The sequence below is a fragment of the Trinickia sp. genome (assembly GCF_051953405.1).
In the GTDB taxonomy this organism is placed as follows: Bacteria; Pseudomonadota; Gammaproteobacteria; order Burkholderiales; family Burkholderiaceae; genus Trinickia.
Genome location: NZ_JBQCIV010000037.1, coordinates 1 through 20,293, shown reverse-complemented (window position 1 = coordinate 20,293; position 20,293 = coordinate 1). Strand labels below are relative to the sequence as shown.

Sequence of the window (20,293 nt, the reverse complement as noted above, 5' to 3'; positions counted from 1 at the left end):
CCAGGACGCGAAGCCATAGCCCCACCAGCCGAGAAACAGATCGACCCACATCCGGTGCGGCTCGAACGATAGCTCTATCTGCACCTGCTCGCGGCTCGCGACGCGCCCGTGAAAGGCCCACGACTGATCCAGGATACGGTGCATCAACGCATGATTCTCGTCGGACACGGGCCACGAGAATTCGCGGCCAACGAGGTAATGCGAGATGTCCCCAAGCAGCTTTAGATCGGGCCGCGCGTCGAGCAGGTCAAGCGTGAAATAGAGATCCGTGGTCATGCGATCGCGGTGCGTCTCGATGTAGACCGGGAAATCGACCTGTTCGGCCAGTCTCTGCCAGCCATCGAGCAGCGTTACGCATTCTGCGACGGTGCGAGGACGTACGTCGGGCTGCAGGTCGATGTGATGCACGCCAGATTCGACGGCATTTTCGAGCACGGGCTGTAAATCGTCTATCGTGCGTGGAAAGCATTGACCTTCCGCGTGCAGTCCGCATGTGGCGCGCAACCGGGCCAGCCGCCGAACGTCCGCACGCTTCGTATAGTGCGCGCTTACGCCGTCAAAGCCGGCGTCGGCAATCATCCGCACGTTCTCTTCGAGTGTGCGTTCGTAGCCATCGGTGTGGCGACGCTCCATCGCCCACAGCGACTGAAACACGAGCAGTCGTTGATTCATTGCGCCTCCGCGGCGAGCAGCGACCTGAGCTTTGTCCCGCGATCGACAAGCAGATGAGGCTCCACGCACGCGCGCCGTGCAATCAGCTCTTGTGCGAAGCGCAGATCCCGCACAATTTCGCCAGTCTGTCCAACCCCGCTCGCGCCGACAAGCACGCCGTCGCCGTTCAGTGCGAAGAACACGCGCGACGCCGAACCGGTCTCGCGTACCACCGTCGTCGTTCCAAGCGCAGGCATGCCGGCGATCTGGATCGTCATGTCATATTGGTCGGACCAGAACCATGGCACTGACGAACAGACTTCGCCGCGGCCGAGCATATTGCGCGCGACGACACGCGCCTGGTCTTCAGCATTTTTCCAACATTCGAGCCGAATCCGGCGGCCAAACAGCGGGTGGGGAAACGAACAAACATCCCCAGCCGCGAAAATACGTGGGTCGTTCGTGCATAACGTCGCGTCGACTGCGACGCCATTTTCGACGTCAAGCTTCGCGGCCTGTGCAAGTTCAGTACACGGCGTCACGCCAATGCCAGCGATCACGGCGTCGCACGCCAGGGTTGTGCCGTCTGCAAGCTGTACACCACTTACGCGCGCCGTTCCGACAAAGCGTTCCACATGTACACCGAAGCGGACGTCTACACCCCGTTGTCTATGCTGCGCCACCAGGCATTGCGCCACGACTTCAGGCACCGCACGCATTAACGCCCGCGGCGCCCCTTCGAGCACGACGACCTCGCAACCGAGTGCTACCGCTGTCGCTGCAATTTCAAGGCCGATGAAACCCGCCCCAATCACCACGATGCGGCGACCCGGGCGCAGCTCGGAGCTGATCGCATGCGCATCCCACACGCCACGCAGCACATGGACTCCGGCGAGCGTCGCCCCCGGCACATCCAGCCGGCGTGGCCGGGAACCCGTCGCAATCAGCAAGCGGTGATAGCCGAGCGTGTCGCCGCTGGCAAGCACCACCCTGTGCCTTACGCGATCGATCGCAGCCACAGGCGCATCGGTACGCAGATCGATGCGCTGTTCCCGAAAGAACGCCTCGTCGTAAATCGTGCACTGGGCGATCGTCTTTTGCCCAAGCAGCACCGACTTCGATAGCGGCGGCCGTTCATAGGGCAACAAACCTTCGTCGCCGAAAAGCGTGATGGCGCCGTCCCAGCCGCTCTCGCGTAACGCCTGCGACGCACGGGCTCCGCACTGGCCCGCGCCGACGATCACCATCGGCTCCGTTATGCTCATCAGCGGCTCCCGGTTAAGCTTAGCGGTAGCGGCCAGCCAGCGCCGAGACCTGCTCGATGTTCTGCGGCGTAATGAAGCCCGGTCCTGAGCTGATGTTGCGCGCCTCGTAGACTGGCTTCAGCCCATAGGCCTGAAGACGCTTGATGAAGTTCGGGTCCTTCTCGAGCTCCGCGCGAGCCGCGACGACATCCGTGTTGTGGTTCTTGTGCATGATTGCAAGCATGGCGATCGGAATGTACCCCTGCAGATACGGCTGCTGGTCGGTACAGAACTTGATGGTGCCGTCCTTGATTGCTTGCGCGACGTCAGGATCGATGTCGAAGGTGGCAAACCAGATCTTCCCGGCAAGCCCCAGCTTGGTCACGGCGCGAATGGTCGGGTCCGCAGAAGTCGGTCCTAACGTCAACACCGCTTGCGTATCCGGGTGCGCCCGCAAATATGCGCTTACCTTCGCTTCGATGCCGGTTGGGTCCGTGCCGACGTCGAGCGACGACGCCTTCGAGTCGGCACCAATGGCTTCGCCAAACCCACGGCAACGCTCGAATGAGAGCGGATTGGTGGCATAGTGATTCACACAGAGAAACGTTTTGATGCCGGCGGCTTTCGCACGCAGGCCAGCTTCCTTGCCAGCCAGGTACTCCGGCTGGCCCACGTGCATGAGTGCACCGAGGTCAGCGCTCTGCTGCTCCGTACCGGTATTGGCGGTAATGAAAGGGATATTTTTATCCTTCAGCTTCGAGACGGCTCCTTTCAGCAGATCGTAGTCGGCAATCGTGAGTACCACGCCGTCATAATTGCGTGCTGCCGCCTGATTGACCAGTTGCACCATGTCCGCGATGTCACCGTTTGGTGGATTGCGATAGTCGGTCCGTACGTTGAAATCCTGGTCGGCCTGCGTGATGCCGTTCTTGACGGTATTCCACCACACGTCGGAATCCGGCGCGTGCGTGATGAAATCGAAATGGGCAACCGGGTCCGCGCAGGCGCTCGTGCAGAGTCCCAGACTCAACACAACGGCGCTCAGGCCGAGCATCTTTCCAATAGCATGTTTCATGGCTGTCTCCTTGTTTATGGTCTATGGGCCGATGTGCCGACATCGGCCATTCACGCGTTGCCTCAACTGCGCGTTGCCACAGTCAATCCGCTGGCAACCCGATGAAAACCTTGTTGTCCTCGACCTTCACGGGATGAATGGCGAGATTGATGCAGACGGGCGCACCTTTCGCCGCGCCTGTCGGAATGTGGAAGCGTCCCATGTGCATCGGACATTCGATAATGTCGCCAAACACGAGCCCCTCCGTGAGGCGCGCTGTTTCATGGGTGCAAAGGCCTGCCGACGCGTAAAAACCGGTCGGCGTGTGATAGATCGCATACAGCCTGCCGTCGTGACTAAACTCGATGACGTCCTCTTCTTCGATGTCATCGCACGCGCAGACGTGATGCCATTGCAGGATGTTCATTGGCGTATCTCCGCGGCTCAGCGAGCCTCAACCGCGCCAGGCGGCGTACCGACGGTTTGGCCTGCAGCCGCGGCGGGCAGCTTGCCGGGCACGAGGGGGGTCACCATAAAGTCAGGATCGCGCCGCTGCATTCTGAACACGTGGAGGATTTCTCTCCACGCGCTAAAGAGGCCGTCGTAGGCAGGCGGCAGATCCTCCCGGATTGCCTCACGCAGCTTCGGCAACGCATGGAACGGCACGTTAGGAAACATGTGATGCTCGACGTGATAGTTCATATTCCAGTAAAGGAATTGAAGCATCCGGTTGAGCTTGATCGTTCGTGTCGAGAAGCGATGATCGAGCTCGTTTTCGAGCAACCCCGTATGCTGGGTAATCGCCAGCAATTCATGCAGCCATGCGCCGTAGGCGCGCGGCAACAGAAGGAACACCACGGGCAACCAGCTATGGGTGGCGATGGCCCACCCGGCCACGCCAATATAGAGCAGCAGAATCACGCGTGAATTGCGGCGCATCGCACGATATTCGGTGACCGGCACGACGGCTTTCGCGCTCTTCGACACGATGCCGAAAGTGTGCAGAACGATATTGCCAAGGTGATGAATGCCGTGCGAAACACGCAGAAAATCGGTAACAAGCTTCAGGTAGTTCGGCGGCCGCTTGACCGCAAGTTCAACGTCGGATGGGGTGGTTGCCGTCAGGTGCGTGTACGTATGATGTTGCGCATGCGACCAGCGGCTATAGATCTGTTCGCGCCACGTCATGAAGCAGATCAGCCAGTGCACCGACTCGTTCAGCCATTCGCTTTTGAAGGGCGTGCGATGACGTAACTCGTGCTCCATCGCCTCCGCGAAGGCATAGAGCGTTCCGTAAAGAAAGAACGCCGGTACGCACCAGGGAGTATCGAGCGACAGCCACGCGAACGCCCCGCTTGCCGCCACCAACGCAATGAAACCGCCAAAATGCAGCAACGCGGCGGTGTCGTTACGCCGCGTGACCTCTTTGAGCACCTTCCTATCGAGCCGGCATTTATACCAGTCGTCCATGGTGATCGTTTTCCTGCCGTCTTGCTGGTTGGACATGAATCGGACCCTGTGCCTGATGTTAACCGTCGTGATGATCTGCGTGATGCATTGATCATCCTTGAGCGCATTTAAGGCTCTTTTTGAGCCAATGTCAAACGCATAAATGCATCATTTTGAGGCACAAAAGGGTATTCCCCGAGACGAAAGCGAGTTTTTGCCGGATTTAGCGATGCGCCTTCGGGTATGCCTCAAAAGACTCATTTTTGAGGCAAAATGATGCCTGGGCGGCAATGCCGCGCTGCGACGACCAGGACCGGGCGACGATGGGCAAGCCAACACTGAAACAACTGATGGAAATGACGCAGCTCAGCCGGGCGACAATCGATCGCGCGTTGAACAACCGACCCGGGGTGCATCCGCGCACGCGCAGTGCTATCGATGCAGCGATAAGGCAATTGGCTTCGGAGACGCCGGTGCGCCCGGCATCTCCCGTGGGACAGCGCAGCTACGTGTTCAGGTTGCTGTCGCAGGCAGGCGACGCGTTTACGGAGGAGTTGACGCGCAGCGCGGCCGGACTCGAAGTGGAATTCGCGGCGTCGGGCGTGCGCCTGGAGGTCGAGGGTTGCGTGGGCGTGCATGACGATGAAGTCGCCGCGAGGGTACACAAGGCTGCCGATGAGGCAGACGGGATCGCGATCATCTGCACGAATACGGCTGCAACGACCGCAGCACTGCGCAAATGCATGGCTGCCGGCAAACCGGTCGTGACACTGATCACCGACGTCGATGCCGACGCCCGTCACACCTATGTCGGCGTCAATAACCGTGCGGCGGGTCAGTCTGCGGCGTTCCTCATTGGACGGCATCTGCAGGCGCACACCGCACCCGACGTCGCAGTGGTCGTCGCCACGTTTTCCTATACGTGCCACGAGGATCGCGAGATTGGCTTCCGTTCGTTGCTAAGACAACGGTTCCCGAACGTGAACCTCGTGGAGGTGATCAAAGGCGCAGATTCCGGCGCTGCGACCTATGAGGCGACCATGCGCTTTCTACAGGGACACGGCAAGCTCGACGCCATCTACAACGTGGCGGGCGGCAACGAAGGATTGGCTGCGGCGCTGCGCGAACACGATCTTGTGGGGCGGACGGTTTATATCACGCACGAAGTGAACCGGATAACAGAGCCGCTATTGCGTTCCGATACCATCGACTATTTGCTCACACAGGATCTTCGGCTCCTGCTTCGCACTGCGGTCGAACATTTGAGAACGGTCCGCGCTGGGGGCGACGTTCCCGCTCAGGCAATCATTCCAATCGAGACCTATTCCCGCTACTCGTTGTACTAGTAAACGTGTGCCGTGCGCAGCAAGCTTCCCCGTACGATCCAGTCTTATGCGTGGCACTCGTTTCGTAAAAATACGCTGCAGCCCGCCGATCGTCGTACCTAGGGGAAACGCGTTGAGCCGGAAGGCTTGCGAGCGCTCGCCGATGGGGCTCGAAGTAGCGGTAGATGTGGGTCAGCCCCGTAATCATCCTCTGCAACAGTTCCTCGCGCTTCTCCCGCGAAATCGGCGAGGGGCGCATCTGCGAGTCCGGGTCGTGTTCATGATGCAACATCATGATCGGCACGATGGAGCCGCCGTAATCCTCATCGTGGATCAGTTCGCCCCAGCGGTGCTGCTACTTTCTCTTCATCGGATCAGCGCCTCTTATAAGAGGCGCAAAAACCGCTTTTCGTCTTCTTGTGCTACATTTATGAAGCACGAGGAGGCGCCTGATGGATTGCACGCTACAGATATTTCTGGACAACCGCTGGATCGATTGCGCCGAAATCGGGTTCGACAACGGGTTTTGCCAGTGGAACTACGAGGTGCCGTATGCCGTCGAGCACACGAACGCACCGCTCTCGCTGGTGGAGCCCGTGGATCTCGATCTCCGTGCAGACCGAACCCTCCCCGCCTTTCTGTACGACCTGATTCCGCAAGGGGCCGGCCGTCGCTTCCTTCTAGGGGAGCTACAGCTAGCGGACGGTCCCGAGGCGGACTTCCCGCTCATCTGTGCGGGCGCGTTCGATCCGGTCGGCCGCATTCGCGTCGCCGAAGCCGTCCGCTACTTTCAGGCACATATTGCACGACACCCAGACGCGCGCGACCAACCGGGCCTGACAATCGACGATGTCGTCGGGCGCACCGCGGAATTTGCCGAACGGATGCGCTTGCACGGCATGTTGGGCACGGGAACCACGGGCGTGCAAGGCGCCGCGCCGAAATACTTGCTAACGCGGGATCGTGCAGGCTTGCTGCACGGCGATGCTGTTCTTTCCGATGCAGAAGCTACGGAGCATCTAATCGCCAAGTTGCCGCGCGGCCATAGTGCTGCCGACGAGAAAGTCCTGCGCAACGAGGCAGCCTATATGCGGGTGGCCGCCGCGCTCGGCATCCGCACTCACGCGAGCCTACCGACGCTGCACCAAAATGTCTTGCTGATTCCTCGCTTCGATCGGATCGCTCGCGCCGGAAAAGTCGAGCGCCTCCATCAAGAAAGTATCGCTTCTGTTCTGCGATTGACGGGCTTCGATCGGCGCCCGAGCCTGTTCGAAGTTATCGCGGGAATCCGCCGTGTCGTGACCGATCCCGCAGTGGAGACGTTGGAATTTATCAAGCGCGACGTACTCAATCTGGCAATGCGCAACACCGACAATCACGCGCGCAACACGGCCGTGCAATTGGTCCGCGACAAAGTCCAACTCACTCCCTTGTTCGATTTCGCGCCGATGTATCTCGATCCCGAGGGCGTTCCCCGCACGCTTAGGTGGTATCGGCCCGATACCCAAATCGAACTAACCGACTGGGGCGATGTCCTGCCGGCGCTATCTTTACCCGACGAGGAGCGAAGGGTGCTCGCATCCGCCCTGAATCGATTTGCCGTCCAAATCGAAGGCTTGCCCGACATCATGGAGACGCAAGGCGTGGATCACGACATCATTCACTTCCTCACGCCATCCATCGATACGCAAGTCCGACAACTGAAAACGCTTTAACCGTTCGAGAGCCATCATGCCCCCCCGGACGCGGCTCAGCCGCGATGAACAGAATGCCTTGCGCTCAGCCTTCTATGAAAGGATTGGACGGGGCGATATGACCATTCCCGAGGCCATGAAAGCAATGCGCAAGATGACGGGTTTAACCCAAGCGGAATTCGCTGCGCACCGAGGCGTGAGCCGCCGTGTCATTCAGGACATCGAGCGCGGGACCGGCAATCCTACTGTCGATTCTCTCAACAGTGTGGCGAAGCTTTTCGGCCTTCAGGTGGGATTCGTCCCGATTCGGAGGAAAGAACCCGCTTCGTGACGATCCACCCGGCGCGGGCGTGAAATCGCTGCCCCGTCGCGCGTCCGCTGACACAGCGCACCGGTCGGACGTTCGTAAAACCGCGCAACCCATGCCGATGATGCCGTGTTACTCGCATTCGACGGGAGGCCGCGCCGGCCGGTGCAATCGTGCAACGCGTGCGCGAAGCCGATCGCGGGCGCCCAGGATCGACGCATGGATTGTCTCGTGCGCTTCCCGATCCGCCGCAAGTTGCCGCTCCGATTGTGCGAGCAGCGATGCCATATCGTGCCTCGAGGGGCCGCCACCGCTTCTTCTGCGCTCGACCGCAGCGCGCGGGTCGAGCGCATGCACGATGTCCTCGCGGGACATCGATAAATTTCGCCCCGTCGTGTCCCGCGCCGCGCGCGAAACGAGCGCCGGCGGAATATCCGCCACACCGAGTCCTGCTTCGATGGCCAACCTGACGACACGTCCCGTGATGTGGTGGGCCTCCTTGAACGACATCCCCTCCTTCTGTACGAGAAAATCGGCCAGATCGGTCGCCGTCGAAAAATTCGCACCCGCCAGCTCAGTCATGCGTTCGCGGTTCGGAATCGCGCGATGGATGACTTGGTCGACAACCGGAATCGTACCGACCAATTCGTCGGCGGCTTGCCAAAGCCAGTGCAGACTGTCCGCGTTCGAATCGAGAACGTGCGAGTAAGGGGCGGCACGGAACGAAGCAAAGCCCGTCACCAGAGCGCCGAGCACATGCGACTGGCGCCCCTTGAGAAATTCCAGCACCGCCTGGTTCTTCTTCTGCGGCATGATGCTCGACGTGATCGCTAAAGAGTCCGGCAGCGACAGGGTCGAAAATTCGAACGTCGACATCAAGTAAAAATCCTGCGCGAGCCGCCCGAAGGTGGTCGAGACGAACAATGCCGCACCAAGCAATTCAAGCAGCGGATCTTTGCTGGCGATCGCGTCCAGCGCATGGGCAACCGGCGCGGAAAAACCCAATAACGCCGAGACAGACTGACGATCGATGGGAAATGTCGTTCCCGCCAACGCGCCAGCGCCGAGCGGACACTGATTCAACCGCCGAAAGGCGCCGACGAGCCGCTCGAAGTCGCGTTGCAGGCCTTGCGCTACCCCTGCAAGATAGAAACCGTAAGTGATCGGTTGTGCGTGCTGCAGGTGCGTGTAGCCGGGCATCACGCAATCGATGTATCTCGCGGCTTGCTCGAGCAAGGATCGCCGCAACGTCAGCGTTCCCTCCATCAGCGATAACGCGACGTTACGCGCCCGCATGCGATCCAGCGTCGATTGCAGGTCGTTGCGGCTGCGCGCCGTATGCAGGCAGCCGCCAATGTCCGGTCCCAACCGCCGAATGACTTCGGCTTCATAGTTGAAATAGACGTCTTCCTGCGCCCCGTCGATCGCGAATGAGTCCGCGCCCGCCTGGGCGAGTTCATCTACAACGGCAAGGAGGCTCGCCGCCGTTTCCCGATTCAGTAGCCCTGTATCGTGAAGCATTACCACATGTGCCTGATTCAGCTCCGTCAGCAACGGGAGCAATGGGCCGATGGACTGTTCGATCCATGGCAGAAAAATCGCCGTTTGCGCCTCCTCGGAGAGCGCTTCATGCAGAAGACCGCTGACTTTCGATTCCATATGCCCTCCGCCAAATAAATTGCAGTCATTAGGGCTTTCCACAGGGTATGAAGTCAAGCTACATTTCCGACTCTACACAGTCGGATATCTCATGATGATCACGCTCAAGCAGATAGAGGCTTTCCGCGCCGTGATGCTCGGAAACAGCATGACGGAAGCCGCTAAGATTCTGTTCGTCACGCAGTCGGCCGTGAGCAAGATCATGCGCGAATTCGAGCAGGAGGTCGGTTTCGAGTTGTTTTCGCGCCGCAAAGGAGGATTGCTGCCCACGGCCGCCGCAAAGGCGCTGTATGTGGAGGTGGAAAGGGTGTTCGTGGGTATCGATCAAGTCGTGCGCGCGGCGGAACGCATTCGCCTAGGACGGGAAGGCAGACTGCGAATCGTGGCGATGTCCACGCTCTCGTGCGGCTTCCTGCAATCCGTCATCGCGCAATTCCGCGAGCAGCACCCAAACGTTAGCGTCGCCATCGAGACGTACAATTCGCACGAAGTAACCAACCTGGTCGCTTCAGGTCTTTTCGATCTGGGGTTCGCGACTAGCCCGGTGGAGACCGACAAGGTCGTCGCGCAATCTTTATGGAAAGTCCGTTGCGTTTGCGTTCTACCGCCGCAGCATGCGCTAGCCAGCAAGCGCACGGTCACACCGGCAGATCTGCACAACGAGAACTTCATCTCTCTCGGGTCCGGCAATACGACCCGGCTGGCCATCGATAGCCTGTTCCGCTCGGAGAACGTGCATCGCAGAACGGAAATGGAAGCGAGCTGGTCTATCGCCGTGAGTTCGATGGTGTCGAACGGCTTGGGTGTCTCGGTGATCGATCCGTTTACCGCGCAGGTCGCGAAACAGTGCGGTTGTGTCGTTCGTCCATTCTCCCCTGCCATCGACTATTCGTTCACGGCCTTGCGGCCGCACGGCGCCCCCGCTAACGCGCTGGTTGACGATTTCGTGCGCTCCGTTCAGGAGCGCTTGGTTAAATTGAAACTGATCCATGCCGACGCCCGTGCTCGGTAATCGCGGGGGCGTGTGCGTCGCCAACCGTGGCGCCCGGCGCGAATTGCGCGGAATTGCGCGGAATTGCGCGCCGACCCGGACATGAGATCATGGAATCTATTCATGAGAATATGTGCCTTGACCACATTTGCGCAGCGGCATCTAATCGAACGCAAGCCGTGTAGCAAACGGCCGATCGAGATCGCTATCCGGAGCAAGACATCATGAGCCACATTGAAATCACCTACCAGCACAACCTTCCGCTCGATCCGCGGGATGTGATTCGAGTCTTTCAGGCGTCAGGCATTACCCGGCCGGTAAACGATCTGCCGCGTATCGCGCGCATGTTCGCCGCCCCGGCGTTGACGATTTCCGCATGGCATGAGGGCCGCCTTGTCGGACTGTCCCGTTCGTTGACCGACTATGCCTACTGCTGCTACTTGTCGGATCTTGCTGTGGACCGCGAGTACCAGGGGTGCGGAATAGGCAAGGAACTCATTCGGCGAACGCGCGAAACGGTGGGCGACGAAGTGAGTGTCGTGCTCCTCTCCGCGCCGGGAGCCATGTCGTATTATCCAGCCTTGGATTTTGCGGCTGCGGACAATGCATTTATCATCAAGCGAAAGCGCTGACGGGCATCCCCAAACCGGCAGAGCGTCGTTCTCACACGGAGGCAACCGATGACACGCGTTCGCGTAGCTGGCTTCACTGTCTCGCTCGACGGATATGGCGCAGGCCCGAATCAAGACATCGATCATCCGCTCGGCGTGGGCGGAACCGAACTTCATCAATGGCTCATCCCAACGCGCACGTTCCAGCGGTCATTGTTCAGCAAGGACAGCGGCACCACCGGCATTGACGATGATTTCGCCGCCCGTGGTTTCCAAAACGTCGGAGCTTGGATTCTCGGAAGGAACATGTTCGGCCCGATTCGCGGCGACTGGCCGGATACGAATTGGAAAGGATGGTGGGGAGATAATCCGCCCTACCACGTTCCTGTCTATGTTTTGACCCATCATGCGCGGCCCAGCCTCGAGATGGAAGGCGGCACCACGTTTCACTTCGTCACGGGAGGCATTCGCGAAGCGCTCGACCGCGCCCGCGAATCCGCTGCCGGAATGGACGTGCGGATCGGCGGCGGACCCGAAACGATTCGGCAGTTTCTTCGCGAGGGCCTCGTCGATGAACTGCATATAGCGATTTCGCCGGTCCTGCTCGGCAAGGGAGAGCCGCTGCTCGAAGGGATCGATATGCGGGCGCTGGGATACGAATGCGTCGAATTCGTCGCGACGGATAAAGCCACGCATGTCGTCATGCGCCGGGAGCCTTCAAGCGGCGGCTGATCGGCCGCTCCGCGCGATCAGTCAGCGGTTTGCGTCGATGAAATCGATACGGCGGCGGTTGCATCCGCGTTATCGATGCGAAAGACGATGGGATTGCGTGCCGTATCCCATTTGTTAAATCGGGCATTTGCCAAGATAATAACGACTATGCTCAATACCGTCCCCGTTGTTTTCATTCACGGCTTCATCGGCACACTCGACGTTCCGAGCTACGACTCGGAACACGCCGCCCCCGATTTGCTCGGCTATGGCGAGCATCGATCTGCACCGCCGGATTCGATCTCGCTGCCGGGCCAAGTCGAACACCTGCGCACCTTTATCGATGCGCGCTTCGGGCGCAGGCCCGTGGATGTCGTCGGTCATTCCGTCGGCGGTGCAATCGCAATGCTGCTCGCGCACCGGTACCCCGACTATGTTCGCAGGATCGTCAATGTCGAAGGAAACTTCACGTTGGACGACGCGTTTTGGTCGGCATCGGTCGGCCGGATGAGTCCCGAGCAAGCCGACGCCATGTTGGCCGCATTCCGTGCCGACCCATTGGCTTGGATCAGCGGCTCGGTGACCGCGCCTACGCCCCCTCTGAAAGAGGTTGCCAGCCGCTGGCTCTCGCATCAAAGCGCGTCGACGCTTCGCGCCATGGGGCAATCGGTCGTCGCGACAACCGGCAACGAGCGATATCTTGCGGCTGTCGAACAGGTTTTCGATCGGCATCCCGTGTATTTGCTTTCCGGCGAACACTCGCGCAAAGGCTGGAACCTACCGGACTGGGCGCTGAAAAAATGCGCCGGAGATCACGCCCTGGCCAATTGCGGCCATCTAATGACACTCGACGACGAAGGCGCTTTTTCGGCGGCAATCAAGCGATTCTTGACCCAATAGGCGTGCTGCGATGGGGGCCCGGCGCGAGCCCCCGCAGTGTCAATCGCACATCTCATTCGAAATGTACGCGAGGGCTTCAGTGAGCATGCCCTTGCCAAGCTTGTCGGCTGCCAGAGCGTTCATCGTCCCCCCAATGAACTCCACCCACGTGCAGGTGCACGCACTTGAGCTGTGCGCGAATCGGCCGGACGCCATGCAAACGCAACCATTGTCCAAAACGGTGAGTTCATGGAGATCGCCGCCGGGCACGTCCAATGTCCAGCGCCGCAACACACTAGGCGCTTCATATCTGCCCATTGCCTCTCCTCGATTGCCGTAACGCGAACGCAACAATATCATCCCGCACGAACGATCGGGCGACGAACCGAGCATCGATAACAATCCTCCAGACGAGCGCCAATCGCCAGCCGAGGCATACTCTCGCAACCGACAACCCAGGAATACCGATACCTCATGCCGAGCCCCGACCGCCCCCAATCGACCGCACTGATCGACTCGATCTGGCGTGTCGCCCTACGCGTCGGCTTCCGTCTAGCGCGTCTCTGGTGGCACCTGCGCCGGCCTCGCCACGAAGGCGCGTTGGTTGCCATTTACATCGGACAGTCGCTCTTGCTGGTGAAGTCCTCTTACCGGGCCGAATGGGGCCTTCCCGGCGGAAGTATCCACCCAGGAGAGACACCGGAAGCCGCCGCCCAGCGCGAAATGGACGAGGAAATCGGTTTCTCGTCGGACGCGCTGCGCCCCGCGGGCAGTGTCTACGGCCTGTGGGACGGACGACGAGACCGCGTGCACTTCTTCGAATTGCACCTGGAAAGCGCGCCCGAACTGCGACTCGATAACCGCGAAATTATCGCCACGCGCTTAGCCTCACCCGAAGAGCTGAGGCACCTGGCGCTCACCGGCCCCGTGGCTGCGTTTTTCGGCGAAAACCGCCCTCGTTGAAACGCGCGAGAGATAAACAAGGAGAAACGCGCGTTCCACGATGACGAAAAAACCGTTCGCCAGCAAAGAGACTGGCCGCACGATTTTTTGCGGGACTGCAGACGACGCACTACACTGACAACGCCGCTTCACGCTCGCTAGACTTGCGAATCACCGCGCCGGTGTACCGCGCGAGCGGCCGCATCAAGCATGCGAACCGGCGCGAATGCACGGCTTCGCAAGCCAACGAAACGACGGGGGCGAACGCGATGGACGCTAATGAAACGACCGTAAGCGGCTTGAACGAAGTCATTCAACACGTATTCGTGTTAATGCTGGAAAACCGATCCTTCGATCACCTCTTCGCGCTTTCAGGCATCCCCGGCATTAACGCGGCCACGCCCGATAACACCAACACTTACAACGGTGCGACCTATGCATTCGGCGGCGGCGCGCCGGGCCAGTTGCCGACCGACCCAGGACACGAATTCACCGACGTGGTCGAGCAACTATGCGGCCAAGGTGCGCGGCTTCAGAGCGGCCAACCGTATCCGCCGATCGACAACTCCGGCTTCGTCGCGAACTACGCCACCACGCGCACCGAAGGTGCCCCTCCGGCGATCGGCGATGCAGGCGACATCATGCGCGCCGTCGACACCCGAACGCAGTGCCCCGCCTTATATCAACTCGCGACAGAGTTCGTGCTGTGCGATGCCTGGCACTCGTCGTTGCCCGGCCCAACCTGGCCAAACCGATACTTCCTCCACGGAGCATCCTCGGCCGGGCTCGACCACTCGCCCACTTCGGCCGAGATGTGCAAATGGGAAGGGCTAGAGGGCTTCGTGTTTCCGAACGGATCGATATTCGATTTGTTGGGCAAAGACCGCTACCGACTCTACCAAGACCACCTAGGCGATCCACGCGGGCACATACCGCAGGTTGCCTCGATCAAAGGCATCAGCTTCTTCGACGTCGACGATCTGTCGCACTTCGAAGCAGACCTCGCCGCCAACTATACCGCTCGGTATACCTTCATCGAACCGAGCTACGGCGACGTTGCCAACGACACCTACGAGAACGGCAGTTCGCAGCATCCCCGAGACGGGCTCGCCGCCGGCGATCAGTTGGTCGCGCGCGTCTACGCGGCGATCCGCCGTTCGCCGCTCTGGGACAAAAGTCTATTCGTCATCCTCTACGACGAGCATGGCGGCTTTTACGATTCGGCCAAACCCCATCCCGCCACGCCACCGAACGACGGCGCGGCGGCCACGTTGAACGCGAACGGATTCCGATTCGATGTCCTTGGGGTGCGGGTGCCGGCCGTGATCGTCTCGCCTTGGGTTGCGAAAGGCCTGGTCGATCACACGCCGTACGATCACAGCTCGGTGCCCGCGACGCTGCAGCGGCTGTTCGGCCTTCACCCGCTCACGGATCGCGACAAGAACGCTAAAGACGTCTTGCACTTGATCGCTCACACCTATCGACAGGATTGCCCCGAGGAGATCGCGACATGACCACGACGATTCCTGCCCACGCACGCGATCACGAGCCCCTGCCGGATTCGAGCACATTTGTGGGGCTGCTGCACGTCGTGCGCAAGGCTCACATGGAGCTAGTCGGCGAAGCAGCCGCATACGAGCGCTTCAATCGAATCTCCACCCGCGGCGACGCCAAGCAATACATCGACGAAGTCATGCCTCATTTGATGGCGAAGCGTGCAGAGCGGCGGCGGCATCGGCACAGAGGGCCCCAGTAAGGCGCACACGAATCACGGCTTGACTTCCGCGGCCAAGGAAGTACTATACGCATCGCGTACATACTCAACCTTGAGGCCGCCGATGACCGTCCCTCAGCAAGCCTTCCTGCGCGACGCGATGCGCCGCATGAACATGACCCGCGACGCCTTCGCGAACCGCATCGGCGTAAGCCGGCGCGCCTTGGATACCTGGCTTTTGCCTGAAGATTCCCAAGAATCGCGCTCGATGCCCGAGATCGTCGGACGTTTTGTCTCCGAGATCGTAGTCAGTCGCGCACGAGATGATGGGTATACGCAAAGCGTAGGCACCTCTTCGCTCGCGAGCCAAATCCTGTTCGAAGGCAAGGCGCAGTTGCTGTCGGTCGATCAGTTCTCGCGCGATTCGGTGGAAGCGCTGTTCCGCGTGGCCGACGTCATGCAACCCGTCGCCCGGCGCCAGAAGATTTCGCGCGTCCTGGAAGGCGCCGTGCTCGGCAATCTCTTCTTCGAGGCCAGTACCCGCACGCGCGTTTCGTTCGGCGCCGCCTTTTGCCGGCTCGGCGGTTCGGTTTGCGATACGACCGGCTTTACGTTTTCGTCGATGGCGAAAGGCGAATCGATTTACGACACGAGCCGCGTGATGAGCGGCTATGTCGATGCCCTCGTCGTGCGGCATCCCGAACAGGGCTCGGTGGCCGAATTCGCGCGCGCCACGAACTTGCCCGTCATCAACGGCGGCGACGGTCCCGGCGAACATCCCAGCCAAGCGCTGCTCGATCTCTATACGATCCAGCGGGAATTCTCGCGGCTCGGCAAGATCGTCGACGGCGCCCATATCGCTCTCGTCGGCGATCTGAAATACGGCCGAACCGTGCATTCGCTCGTCAAGCTGCTCGCGCTCTACCGCGGCATCAAGTTCACCCTGCTTTCGCCGCCCACGCTCGAAATGCCGGCCTATATCGTCGATCAGATCTCGCGCAACGGCCACGTGGTCGAACAATCGAACGACTTGACCTCGGGCTTGCGCGGCGCCGATGTCGTCTATGCCACGCGGATTCAAAAGGAACGCTTCACCGACGAATCGTTCGAAGGCTATACCCCTGAATTCCAAATCAATCAGGCACTCGTCGATTCCACCTGCGGACGCGACACGTTGATCATGCATCCGCTACCGCGCGATAGCCGCCCTGGGGCGAACGATCTGAGCACCGATCTGAACCACGATCCGCGGCTCGCGATTTTCCGCCAAACCGATAACGGGATTCCGGTGCGCATGGCGATTTTCGCCGTGCTGCTCGGGGTCGATCATCTGGTCCAGCACTCGATGCGCGACACGACATGGCGCCCGCCCGCGTACCTCGGCCCGGACGACGCCGTGTTTCACGGCATCGACTGAGGCGCCGGGCGCGCCAGTTCGAGGCCGGCGCACCCCAAACCACCCCTAGCGATTCACCTGCACGACGACCTTGCCGAACGCGCCGCGACTGAGATGCGCGAGCGCATCGGGCAACCGTTCGAAGTCATAGATCGCTTCGACGACAGGCGCTAGCGAAACCGCATCGACAGCGCGCACGAGTTCTTCCAAGGCGCGGCGATGCCCCACGCCAATGCCTTGTATCACGGGCCTTGTCAAAAACGAAGGGATGCTGGGAAAGGTCATCGCATATTCGCCGAGCACGCCGATCAGCGAAATACGGCCGCCTTGCCGCAGCGCCCGCAGCGAGATGCCGAGGTTCTCGCCGCCCGCGAGTTCGAAGATATGATCGACGCCGCGCCCGTCGGTCAAGGCGCGCGCTTGCGTGTCCCATCCGTTGCCGGCAGTCCGATCGATGACGTGCGAGGCGCCAAGTTCTAGCACCCGGCGCCGCTTTTCCTCGCTGCTAGATGTCACGATCACTTGCGCGCCGTGCGCCCGCGCCAGTTGCAATCCGAACAGCGCGACCCCGCCCGTCCCTTGCACGAGGACGGTTTGCCCGGCCCGCAACCCGCCCTTTTCGACCAGCGCGAACCAGGCCGTCAGCCCGGCACAGGGCAGCGTGCTGGCTTGCACCGCGTTCAGCGTGCGTGGCGCATGCACGAGCCAATCCTCGTGCAGCACCACATACTGAGCGAGCACACCCGGCAACGACCCGCCGAGCACGCGTGCGGTGGGCGGGCAATCGCCGTCGAGCCAGCCCGCCCAAAACGTACCGAGCACGGCGTCCGACTCGCGAACGCGCGTGACGCGCGAACCCGTCGCGACGACCGTCCCGGCCAGATCCGAGCCGGGCGTCAGCGGGAACGGCACGCCGCCCCCCGACGCTTCGCCTTCGACCACTCCGATGTCCCGGTAATTGAGCGAGACGGCGTCGACGCGCACCAGCACTTCATGTTCGCCCGGCGTGGGCACCGGGACGCTCATGAGCGCCAGATGCCGCGCGCCCGGGCTACTCGCTGTCCATTGCGTCATCGTCGATGGCAATTCACTCACGTTCGTTCTCCCAATTGATCGATGATCAAAATCATAATGGGGAGAGAACGTCCTCAGTGACGGCAATTTTTCGTTTGATTGTAGACTGAATGGAATCGATCGTATCGAAGCCAACCGATACAAACTACAACGAAACCGAATGGAGCATCACATCATGAGCGACCGACTCGCGGGTATCTCGGCATTCGTCCAAGCCGCCGAAGCGGGCAGCTTCGCACTGGCCGCCGATCGGCTGAATCTGACTCGCTCCGCCATCGGCAAAAGCATCGCGCGGCTCGAAGAGCGGCTCGGCACGCGGCTGTTCGTGCGCACGACGCGCCGGCAAGCCCTCACGGCGGACGGACAAGCGTTTTACGACCACTGCGTGCGCGCGTTGGGCGAATTGGACGCGGGCGAAGCGGCGTTGAACGCGGCACGGCTCGCGCCGCAAGGACGGCTTCATGTCAGCGTCCCCGTACTGTTCGGCCGCCGCTGTATCGCTCCGGTTTTGCTCGAGCTGGCCTCGCGCTATCCCAAGCTCGATTTGCAGATCAGCTTCACCGACCGAGTCGTCGACCTCGTCGGCGAGAACATCGATCTCGTCGTGCGCAGCGGCTCCTTGCGGCAGGCGCCGGCCGAGCTCGTCGCGCGCAAGCTCGGCGAGCAAACGATGACCTTGTGCGCCAGCCCCGACTACCTCGCACGCCATGGGACGCCGCAGACGATAGCCGAATTGGAGGGGCACCATGCCGTGCTCTACGCAAGCGGCCGCCGCGATACCGATTGGCCGCTGGCCGACGAAACGGGCTCGATGCGAACGGTCACGATGAAGCATCGGCTTCGGTTCGACGATCTGGAAACGATCGTGGCCGCCGTAAAGGCCGGCGCGGGCATCGCCCGCTTGCCCTGTTGGCTCGTCGTGAACGACGTGCGCGCCGGATCGCTCGCGCGTCTGCTGCCCGACACGCCCGGGCCGAAGATCGATGTTCATCTCGCATGGCGACGCACGCGGCATTTGCCCACGCGCGTGCGCGTCGCCATCGATATGCTGGCCGCGCGCCTGCCGTCGATGCTGGCGACACGCACCCACTTGGAACAAGACGGAGCAGGCTAGTCGGCTGCCGCGATTGGGTGCGACCCGGCCGCAAACGGAGCCACAGGCACGCCGCATGCTTGCGTTTGCTGCCGCGCCTGCGCCCAGTGCACTGCCGTCGGTGCGCCGAAATGCCGCGCGCGGTCCCGATGGATGGCATATAAAAGAAACACGCCTCGACGCCGTCTCGGATTTGCCCAACCTCCTCCCGATACGCACACGCCATGGACTATCGCATGCACACCACACCGATTCCCGATCCCGTCGCCGACCCGACGCGCGATCCCGAAGGCGAACCGGTCGTCCCTCCCTCGCCGGGCCATCACAACGACGAGCCGCAGCGGCCCGAAGGTCCGCCGGACAAAAATCCGTCGCTGCACTGAATCGCGGGCGGAACGTTCGTATCTCCCTCTGCAACAACGAGCCGACGCTCGAAATCAGGGTTTCTCCCTCTGCGCCGCTTGAGAAAAGGGGCCGATAGAACGGCCAAGCGCGGTTTCAACTCGAGAATTCATCATACGAAGCCGCCAATCGACCGACTAATCGAGAGCGACTCAATGCAGAAACTGACCTTGAATCAAAAGCTAGGCTCAATGATCGCGGTGCTGTGGGCCGGGCTCATCTTGATCGGCATCGCGGGCGTATGGCAGAACCGCGCATCGATGATCGACGACCGCAAAGACCGGCTGGTCGCCCTGGTGCAAGAAGCGAATAGCGTCGCGCAGCATTACTACGATGCAGCCCAGCAACACACGATGAGCGAGGACGATGCGAAGAAGCAAGCCGCCCAAGCCATCGGCGTCCTGCGTTACGCTACGGACGGCTACTACTCGATCAACGATTCGCAAGCCGTCATGCTGATGCATCCGATCAAACCGCAATTGGTCGGCAAGAACTTGTCGGACTTCACGGATCCGGCCGGCAATCACCTCTTTCTCGATATCGTCAAAGCGGCTAATCAAGAAAAAGGCGGGTTCGTTCATTACTTGTGGTCCAAACCCGGCAGCGACGTGCCGGTTGCCAAGTTGTCGTACGCATTGCGCTTCGCGCCTTGGGACTGGGACATCGTGACCGGGATGTACATGGACGACGTCAATGCGGCGTTCGTGTCGAACATCGTGCGCTGGGCGGTCATCATCGGCGTGCTCGGCATCGCCGCTACCATCGCGATGATGTTGGTCTTGCGTAGCATCCGGCGCGGCCTCGGAGGCGACCTCGAAATCGCCGTCGATACCGCGCGACGGATTGCCGAGGGCGACCTGACGGCGCGCATTCCCGTCAAGCACGGCGACGAATCGAGCTTGATGTCCGTACTGGCGCACATGCAATCGGGCATCGCCGATGCCGTCATGCGTGTGCGGGCCGGGACGGAAAACATCAACGTCGGCGCGAGCGAAATTGCCGCCGGCAACACCGACCTCTCGCAGCGCACGGAGCAGCAGGCGGCCGCGCTCGTTCAGACGGCGTCGAGCATGGACGAAATGACGACGAACGTGAAG

The 20,293-nt window shown here is 60.9% G+C and carries 21 protein-coding genes and 1 pseudogene; 14 read left to right on the top strand and 8 right to left on the bottom strand.

Annotated elements, in window-relative coordinates:
• From ACTHN9_RS06260 to ACTHN9_RS06240, 5 genes are all read right to left on the bottom strand, one after another.
• Positions 1 to 672, bottom strand: a 672-nt coding sequence (locus ACTHN9_RS06260) for a sugar phosphate isomerase/epimerase family protein (protein WP_440535884.1), incomplete at its 3' end; no start/stop codon positions are given.
• Complete coding sequence (locus ACTHN9_RS06255) at positions 669 to 1,898, bottom strand: NAD(P)/FAD-dependent oxidoreductase (RefSeq protein WP_440535883.1); 1,230 nt, start codon at positions 1,896 to 1,898, stop codon at positions 669 to 671. The genes ACTHN9_RS06260 and ACTHN9_RS06255, both read right to left, overlap by 4 nt.
• A 37-nt stretch (positions 1,899 to 1,935) precedes the next feature.
• Positions 1,936 to 2,970 carry a sugar ABC transporter substrate-binding protein gene (locus tag ACTHN9_RS06250; RefSeq protein WP_440535882.1) on the bottom strand — a complete coding sequence of 345 codons (1,035 nt, stop codon included), beginning with the start codon at positions 2,968 to 2,970 and terminating at the stop codon, positions 1,936 to 1,938.
• Positions 2,971 to 3,052: 82 nt separating this feature from the next.
• Positions 3,053 to 3,376, bottom strand: coding sequence for a non-heme iron oxygenase ferredoxin subunit (locus tag ACTHN9_RS06245; RefSeq protein ID WP_131321869.1), 324 nt, complete (start codon positions 3,374 to 3,376; stop codon positions 3,053 to 3,055).
• A 17-nt stretch (positions 3,377 to 3,393) separates the two neighbouring features.
• The gene (locus tag ACTHN9_RS06240) at positions 3,394 to 4,455 is read right to left on the bottom strand and encodes a fatty acid desaturase (protein ID WP_440535881.1); all 1,062 of its coding nucleotides are present in this window, start codon (positions 4,453 to 4,455) and stop codon (positions 3,394 to 3,396) included.
• 233 nt (positions 4,456 to 4,688) lie between these two features.
• On the opposite strand from ACTHN9_RS06240, the gene ACTHN9_RS06235 reads away from it, so the two are divergent.
• Positions 4,689 to 5,744 carry a LacI family DNA-binding transcriptional regulator gene (locus ACTHN9_RS06235; protein WP_440535880.1) on the top strand — a complete coding sequence of 352 codons (1,056 nt, stop codon included), beginning with the start codon at positions 4,689 to 4,691 and terminating at the stop codon, positions 5,742 to 5,744.
• Here ACTHN9_RS06235 and ACTHN9_RS06230 read toward each other — a convergent pair.
• Positions 5,704 to 6,063 (bottom strand): annotated as a pseudogene (locus ACTHN9_RS06230) (hypothetical protein); the annotation flags it as partial. The gene ACTHN9_RS06235 and the pseudogene ACTHN9_RS06230 sit on opposite strands and share 41 nt — an antisense overlap.
• Before the next feature lie 112 nt (positions 6,064 to 6,175).
• Here ACTHN9_RS06230 and ACTHN9_RS06225 point away from each other — a divergent pair.
• Together ACTHN9_RS06225 and ACTHN9_RS06220 are read left to right on the top strand one after the other, a co-directional pair.
• A complete protein-coding gene (locus tag ACTHN9_RS06225) occupies positions 6,176 to 7,438 on the top strand; it encodes a type II toxin-antitoxin system HipA family toxin (RefSeq protein ID WP_440535879.1) in 1,263 nt (420 codons plus the stop codon).
• A gap of 97 nt (positions 7,439 to 7,535) precedes the next feature.
• Positions 7,536 to 7,748 (top strand): helix-turn-helix domain-containing protein, encoded by a 213-nt coding sequence (locus ACTHN9_RS06220; RefSeq protein WP_440535878.1) that lies wholly within the window; start codon positions 7,536 to 7,538, stop codon positions 7,746 to 7,748.
• Positions 7,749 to 7,856: 108 nt separating this feature from the next.
• Here the strand turns inward: ACTHN9_RS06220 and argH are convergent, their stop codons facing one another.
• Positions 7,857 to 9,383 (bottom strand): argininosuccinate lyase, encoded by a 1,527-nt coding sequence (gene argH / locus ACTHN9_RS06215; protein ID WP_440535877.1) that lies wholly within the window; start codon positions 9,381 to 9,383, stop codon positions 7,857 to 7,859.
• On the opposite strand from argH, the gene ACTHN9_RS06210 reads away from it, so the two are divergent.
• The 8 genes from ACTHN9_RS06210 to ACTHN9_RS06175 all read left to right on the top strand — a co-directional run bounded on the left by ACTHN9_RS06210 (position 9,295) and on the right by ACTHN9_RS06175 (position 16,648).
• Positions 9,295 to 10,395: a LysR substrate-binding domain-containing protein gene (locus tag ACTHN9_RS06210; protein ID WP_440535876.1), complete on the top strand. Its 1,101-nt coding sequence runs from the start codon at positions 9,295 to 9,297 to the stop codon at positions 10,393 to 10,395. The two genes, argH and ACTHN9_RS06210, sit on opposite strands and share 89 nt — an antisense overlap.
• 203 nt (positions 10,396 to 10,598) lie before the next feature.
• The gene (locus tag ACTHN9_RS06205; RefSeq protein ID WP_440535875.1) at positions 10,599 to 11,006 is read left to right on the top strand and encodes a GNAT family N-acetyltransferase; all 408 of its coding nucleotides are present in this window, start codon (positions 10,599 to 10,601) and stop codon (positions 11,004 to 11,006) included.
• 48 nt (positions 11,007 to 11,054) lie between these two features.
• Positions 11,055 to 11,717, top strand: coding sequence for a dihydrofolate reductase family protein (locus ACTHN9_RS06200; RefSeq protein WP_440535874.1), 663 nt, complete (start codon positions 11,055 to 11,057; stop codon positions 11,715 to 11,717).
• A gap of 87 nt (positions 11,718 to 11,804) precedes the next feature.
• Positions 11,805 to 12,596 (top strand): alpha/beta fold hydrolase, encoded by a 792-nt coding sequence (locus ACTHN9_RS06195; RefSeq protein ID WP_440535888.1) that lies wholly within the window; start codon positions 11,805 to 11,807, stop codon positions 12,594 to 12,596.
• Positions 12,597 to 13,049: 453 nt separating this feature from the next.
• Positions 13,050 to 13,538: an NUDIX domain-containing protein gene (locus tag ACTHN9_RS06190; protein WP_440535873.1), complete on the top strand. Its 489-nt coding sequence runs from the start codon at positions 13,050 to 13,052 to the stop codon at positions 13,536 to 13,538.
• Between the two features lie 248 nt (positions 13,539 to 13,786).
• Positions 13,787 to 15,031, top strand: coding sequence for an alkaline phosphatase family protein (locus ACTHN9_RS06185; RefSeq protein ID WP_440535887.1), 1,245 nt, complete (start codon positions 13,787 to 13,789; stop codon positions 15,029 to 15,031).
• Positions 15,028 to 15,273 (top strand): hypothetical protein, encoded by a 246-nt coding sequence (locus tag ACTHN9_RS06180; RefSeq protein WP_440535872.1) that lies wholly within the window; start codon positions 15,028 to 15,030, stop codon positions 15,271 to 15,273. The genes ACTHN9_RS06185 and ACTHN9_RS06180 overlap by 4 nt, the downstream gene beginning before the upstream one ends.
• Positions 15,274 to 15,355: 82 nt before the next feature.
• Entirely contained in the window at positions 15,356 to 16,648 is a 1,293-nt protein-coding gene (locus ACTHN9_RS06175) for an aspartate carbamoyltransferase (protein ID WP_440535871.1), read from the top strand.
• A 45-nt stretch (positions 16,649 to 16,693) separates the two neighbouring features.
• Here ACTHN9_RS06175 and ACTHN9_RS06170 read toward each other — a convergent pair whose 3' ends face one another.
• Positions 16,694 to 17,713 (bottom strand): zinc-dependent alcohol dehydrogenase family protein, encoded by a 1,020-nt coding sequence (locus ACTHN9_RS06170; protein WP_440535886.1) that lies wholly within the window; start codon positions 17,711 to 17,713, stop codon positions 16,694 to 16,696.
• 163 nt (positions 17,714 to 17,876) lie between these two features.
• On the opposite strand from ACTHN9_RS06170, the gene ACTHN9_RS06165 reads away from it, so the two are divergent.
• The 3 genes from ACTHN9_RS06165 to ACTHN9_RS06155 all read left to right on the top strand — a co-directional run.
• Positions 17,877 to 18,815, top strand: a complete 939-nt coding sequence (locus tag ACTHN9_RS06165; protein WP_440535870.1) for a LysR family transcriptional regulator — start codon at positions 17,877 to 17,879, stop codon at positions 18,813 to 18,815.
• Positions 18,816 to 19,018: 203 nt separating this feature from the next.
• A complete protein-coding gene (locus tag ACTHN9_RS06160; protein ID WP_440535869.1) occupies positions 19,019 to 19,177 on the top strand; it encodes a hypothetical protein in 159 nt (52 codons plus the stop codon).
• Between the two features lie 183 nt (positions 19,178 to 19,360).
• Positions 19,361 to 20,293, top strand: a 933-nt coding sequence (locus tag ACTHN9_RS06155; RefSeq protein WP_440535885.1) for a cache domain-containing protein, incomplete at its 3' end; no start/stop codon positions are given.

What these genes read in the sequence shown, in the direction of transcription:
- ACTHN9_RS06255 (WP_440535883.1), bottom strand. Translation starts at nt 1,898, where the DNA reads ATGGTGATCGTCGGCGCGGGCCAGTGCGGAGCCCGTGCGTCGCAGGCG.
- ACTHN9_RS06250 (WP_440535882.1), bottom strand. Translation starts at nt 2,970, where the DNA reads ATGAAACATGCTATTGGAAAGATGCTCGGCCTGAGCGCCGTTGTGTTG.
- ACTHN9_RS06245 (WP_131321869.1), bottom strand. Translation starts at nt 3,376, where the DNA reads ATGAACATCCTGCAATGGCATCACGTCTGCGCGTGCGATGACATCGAA.
- ACTHN9_RS06240 (WP_440535881.1), bottom strand. Translation starts at nt 4,455, where the DNA reads ATGTCCAACCAGCAAGACGGCAGGAAAACGATCACCATGGACGACTGG.
- ACTHN9_RS06235 (WP_440535880.1), top strand. Translation starts at nt 4,689, where the DNA reads ATGCCGCGCTGCGACGACCAGGACCGGGCGACGATGGGCAAGCCAACA.
- ACTHN9_RS06225 (WP_440535879.1), top strand. Translation starts at nt 6,176, where the DNA reads ATGGATTGCACGCTACAGATATTTCTGGACAACCGCTGGATCGATTGC.
- ACTHN9_RS06220 (WP_440535878.1), top strand. Translation starts at nt 7,536, where the DNA reads ATGACCATTCCCGAGGCCATGAAAGCAATGCGCAAGATGACGGGTTTA.
- ACTHN9_RS06210 (WP_440535876.1), top strand. Translation starts at nt 9,295, where the DNA reads ATGGACTGTTCGATCCATGGCAGAAAAATCGCCGTTTGCGCCTCCTCG.
- argH (WP_440535877.1), bottom strand. Translation starts at nt 9,383, where the DNA reads ATGGAATCGAAAGTCAGCGGTCTTCTGCATGAAGCGCTCTCCGAGGAG.
- ACTHN9_RS06205 (WP_440535875.1), top strand. Translation starts at nt 10,599, where the DNA reads ATGAGCCACATTGAAATCACCTACCAGCACAACCTTCCGCTCGATCCG.
- ACTHN9_RS06200 (WP_440535874.1), top strand. Translation starts at nt 11,055, where the DNA reads ATGACACGCGTTCGCGTAGCTGGCTTCACTGTCTCGCTCGACGGATAT.
- ACTHN9_RS06195 (WP_440535888.1), top strand. Translation starts at nt 11,805, where the DNA reads ATGGGATTGCGTGCCGTATCCCATTTGTTAAATCGGGCATTTGCCAAG.
- ACTHN9_RS06190 (WP_440535873.1), top strand. Translation starts at nt 13,050, where the DNA reads ATGCCGAGCCCCGACCGCCCCCAATCGACCGCACTGATCGACTCGATC.
- ACTHN9_RS06185 (WP_440535887.1), top strand. Translation starts at nt 13,787, where the DNA reads ATGGACGCTAATGAAACGACCGTAAGCGGCTTGAACGAAGTCATTCAA.
- ACTHN9_RS06180 (WP_440535872.1), top strand. Translation starts at nt 15,028, where the DNA reads ATGACCACGACGATTCCTGCCCACGCACGCGATCACGAGCCCCTGCCG.
- ACTHN9_RS06175 (WP_440535871.1), top strand. Translation starts at nt 15,356, where the DNA reads ATGACCGTCCCTCAGCAAGCCTTCCTGCGCGACGCGATGCGCCGCATG.
- ACTHN9_RS06165 (WP_440535870.1), top strand. Translation starts at nt 17,877, where the DNA reads ATGAGCGACCGACTCGCGGGTATCTCGGCATTCGTCCAAGCCGCCGAA.
- ACTHN9_RS06160 (WP_440535869.1), top strand. Translation starts at nt 19,019, where the DNA reads ATGGACTATCGCATGCACACCACACCGATTCCCGATCCCGTCGCCGAC.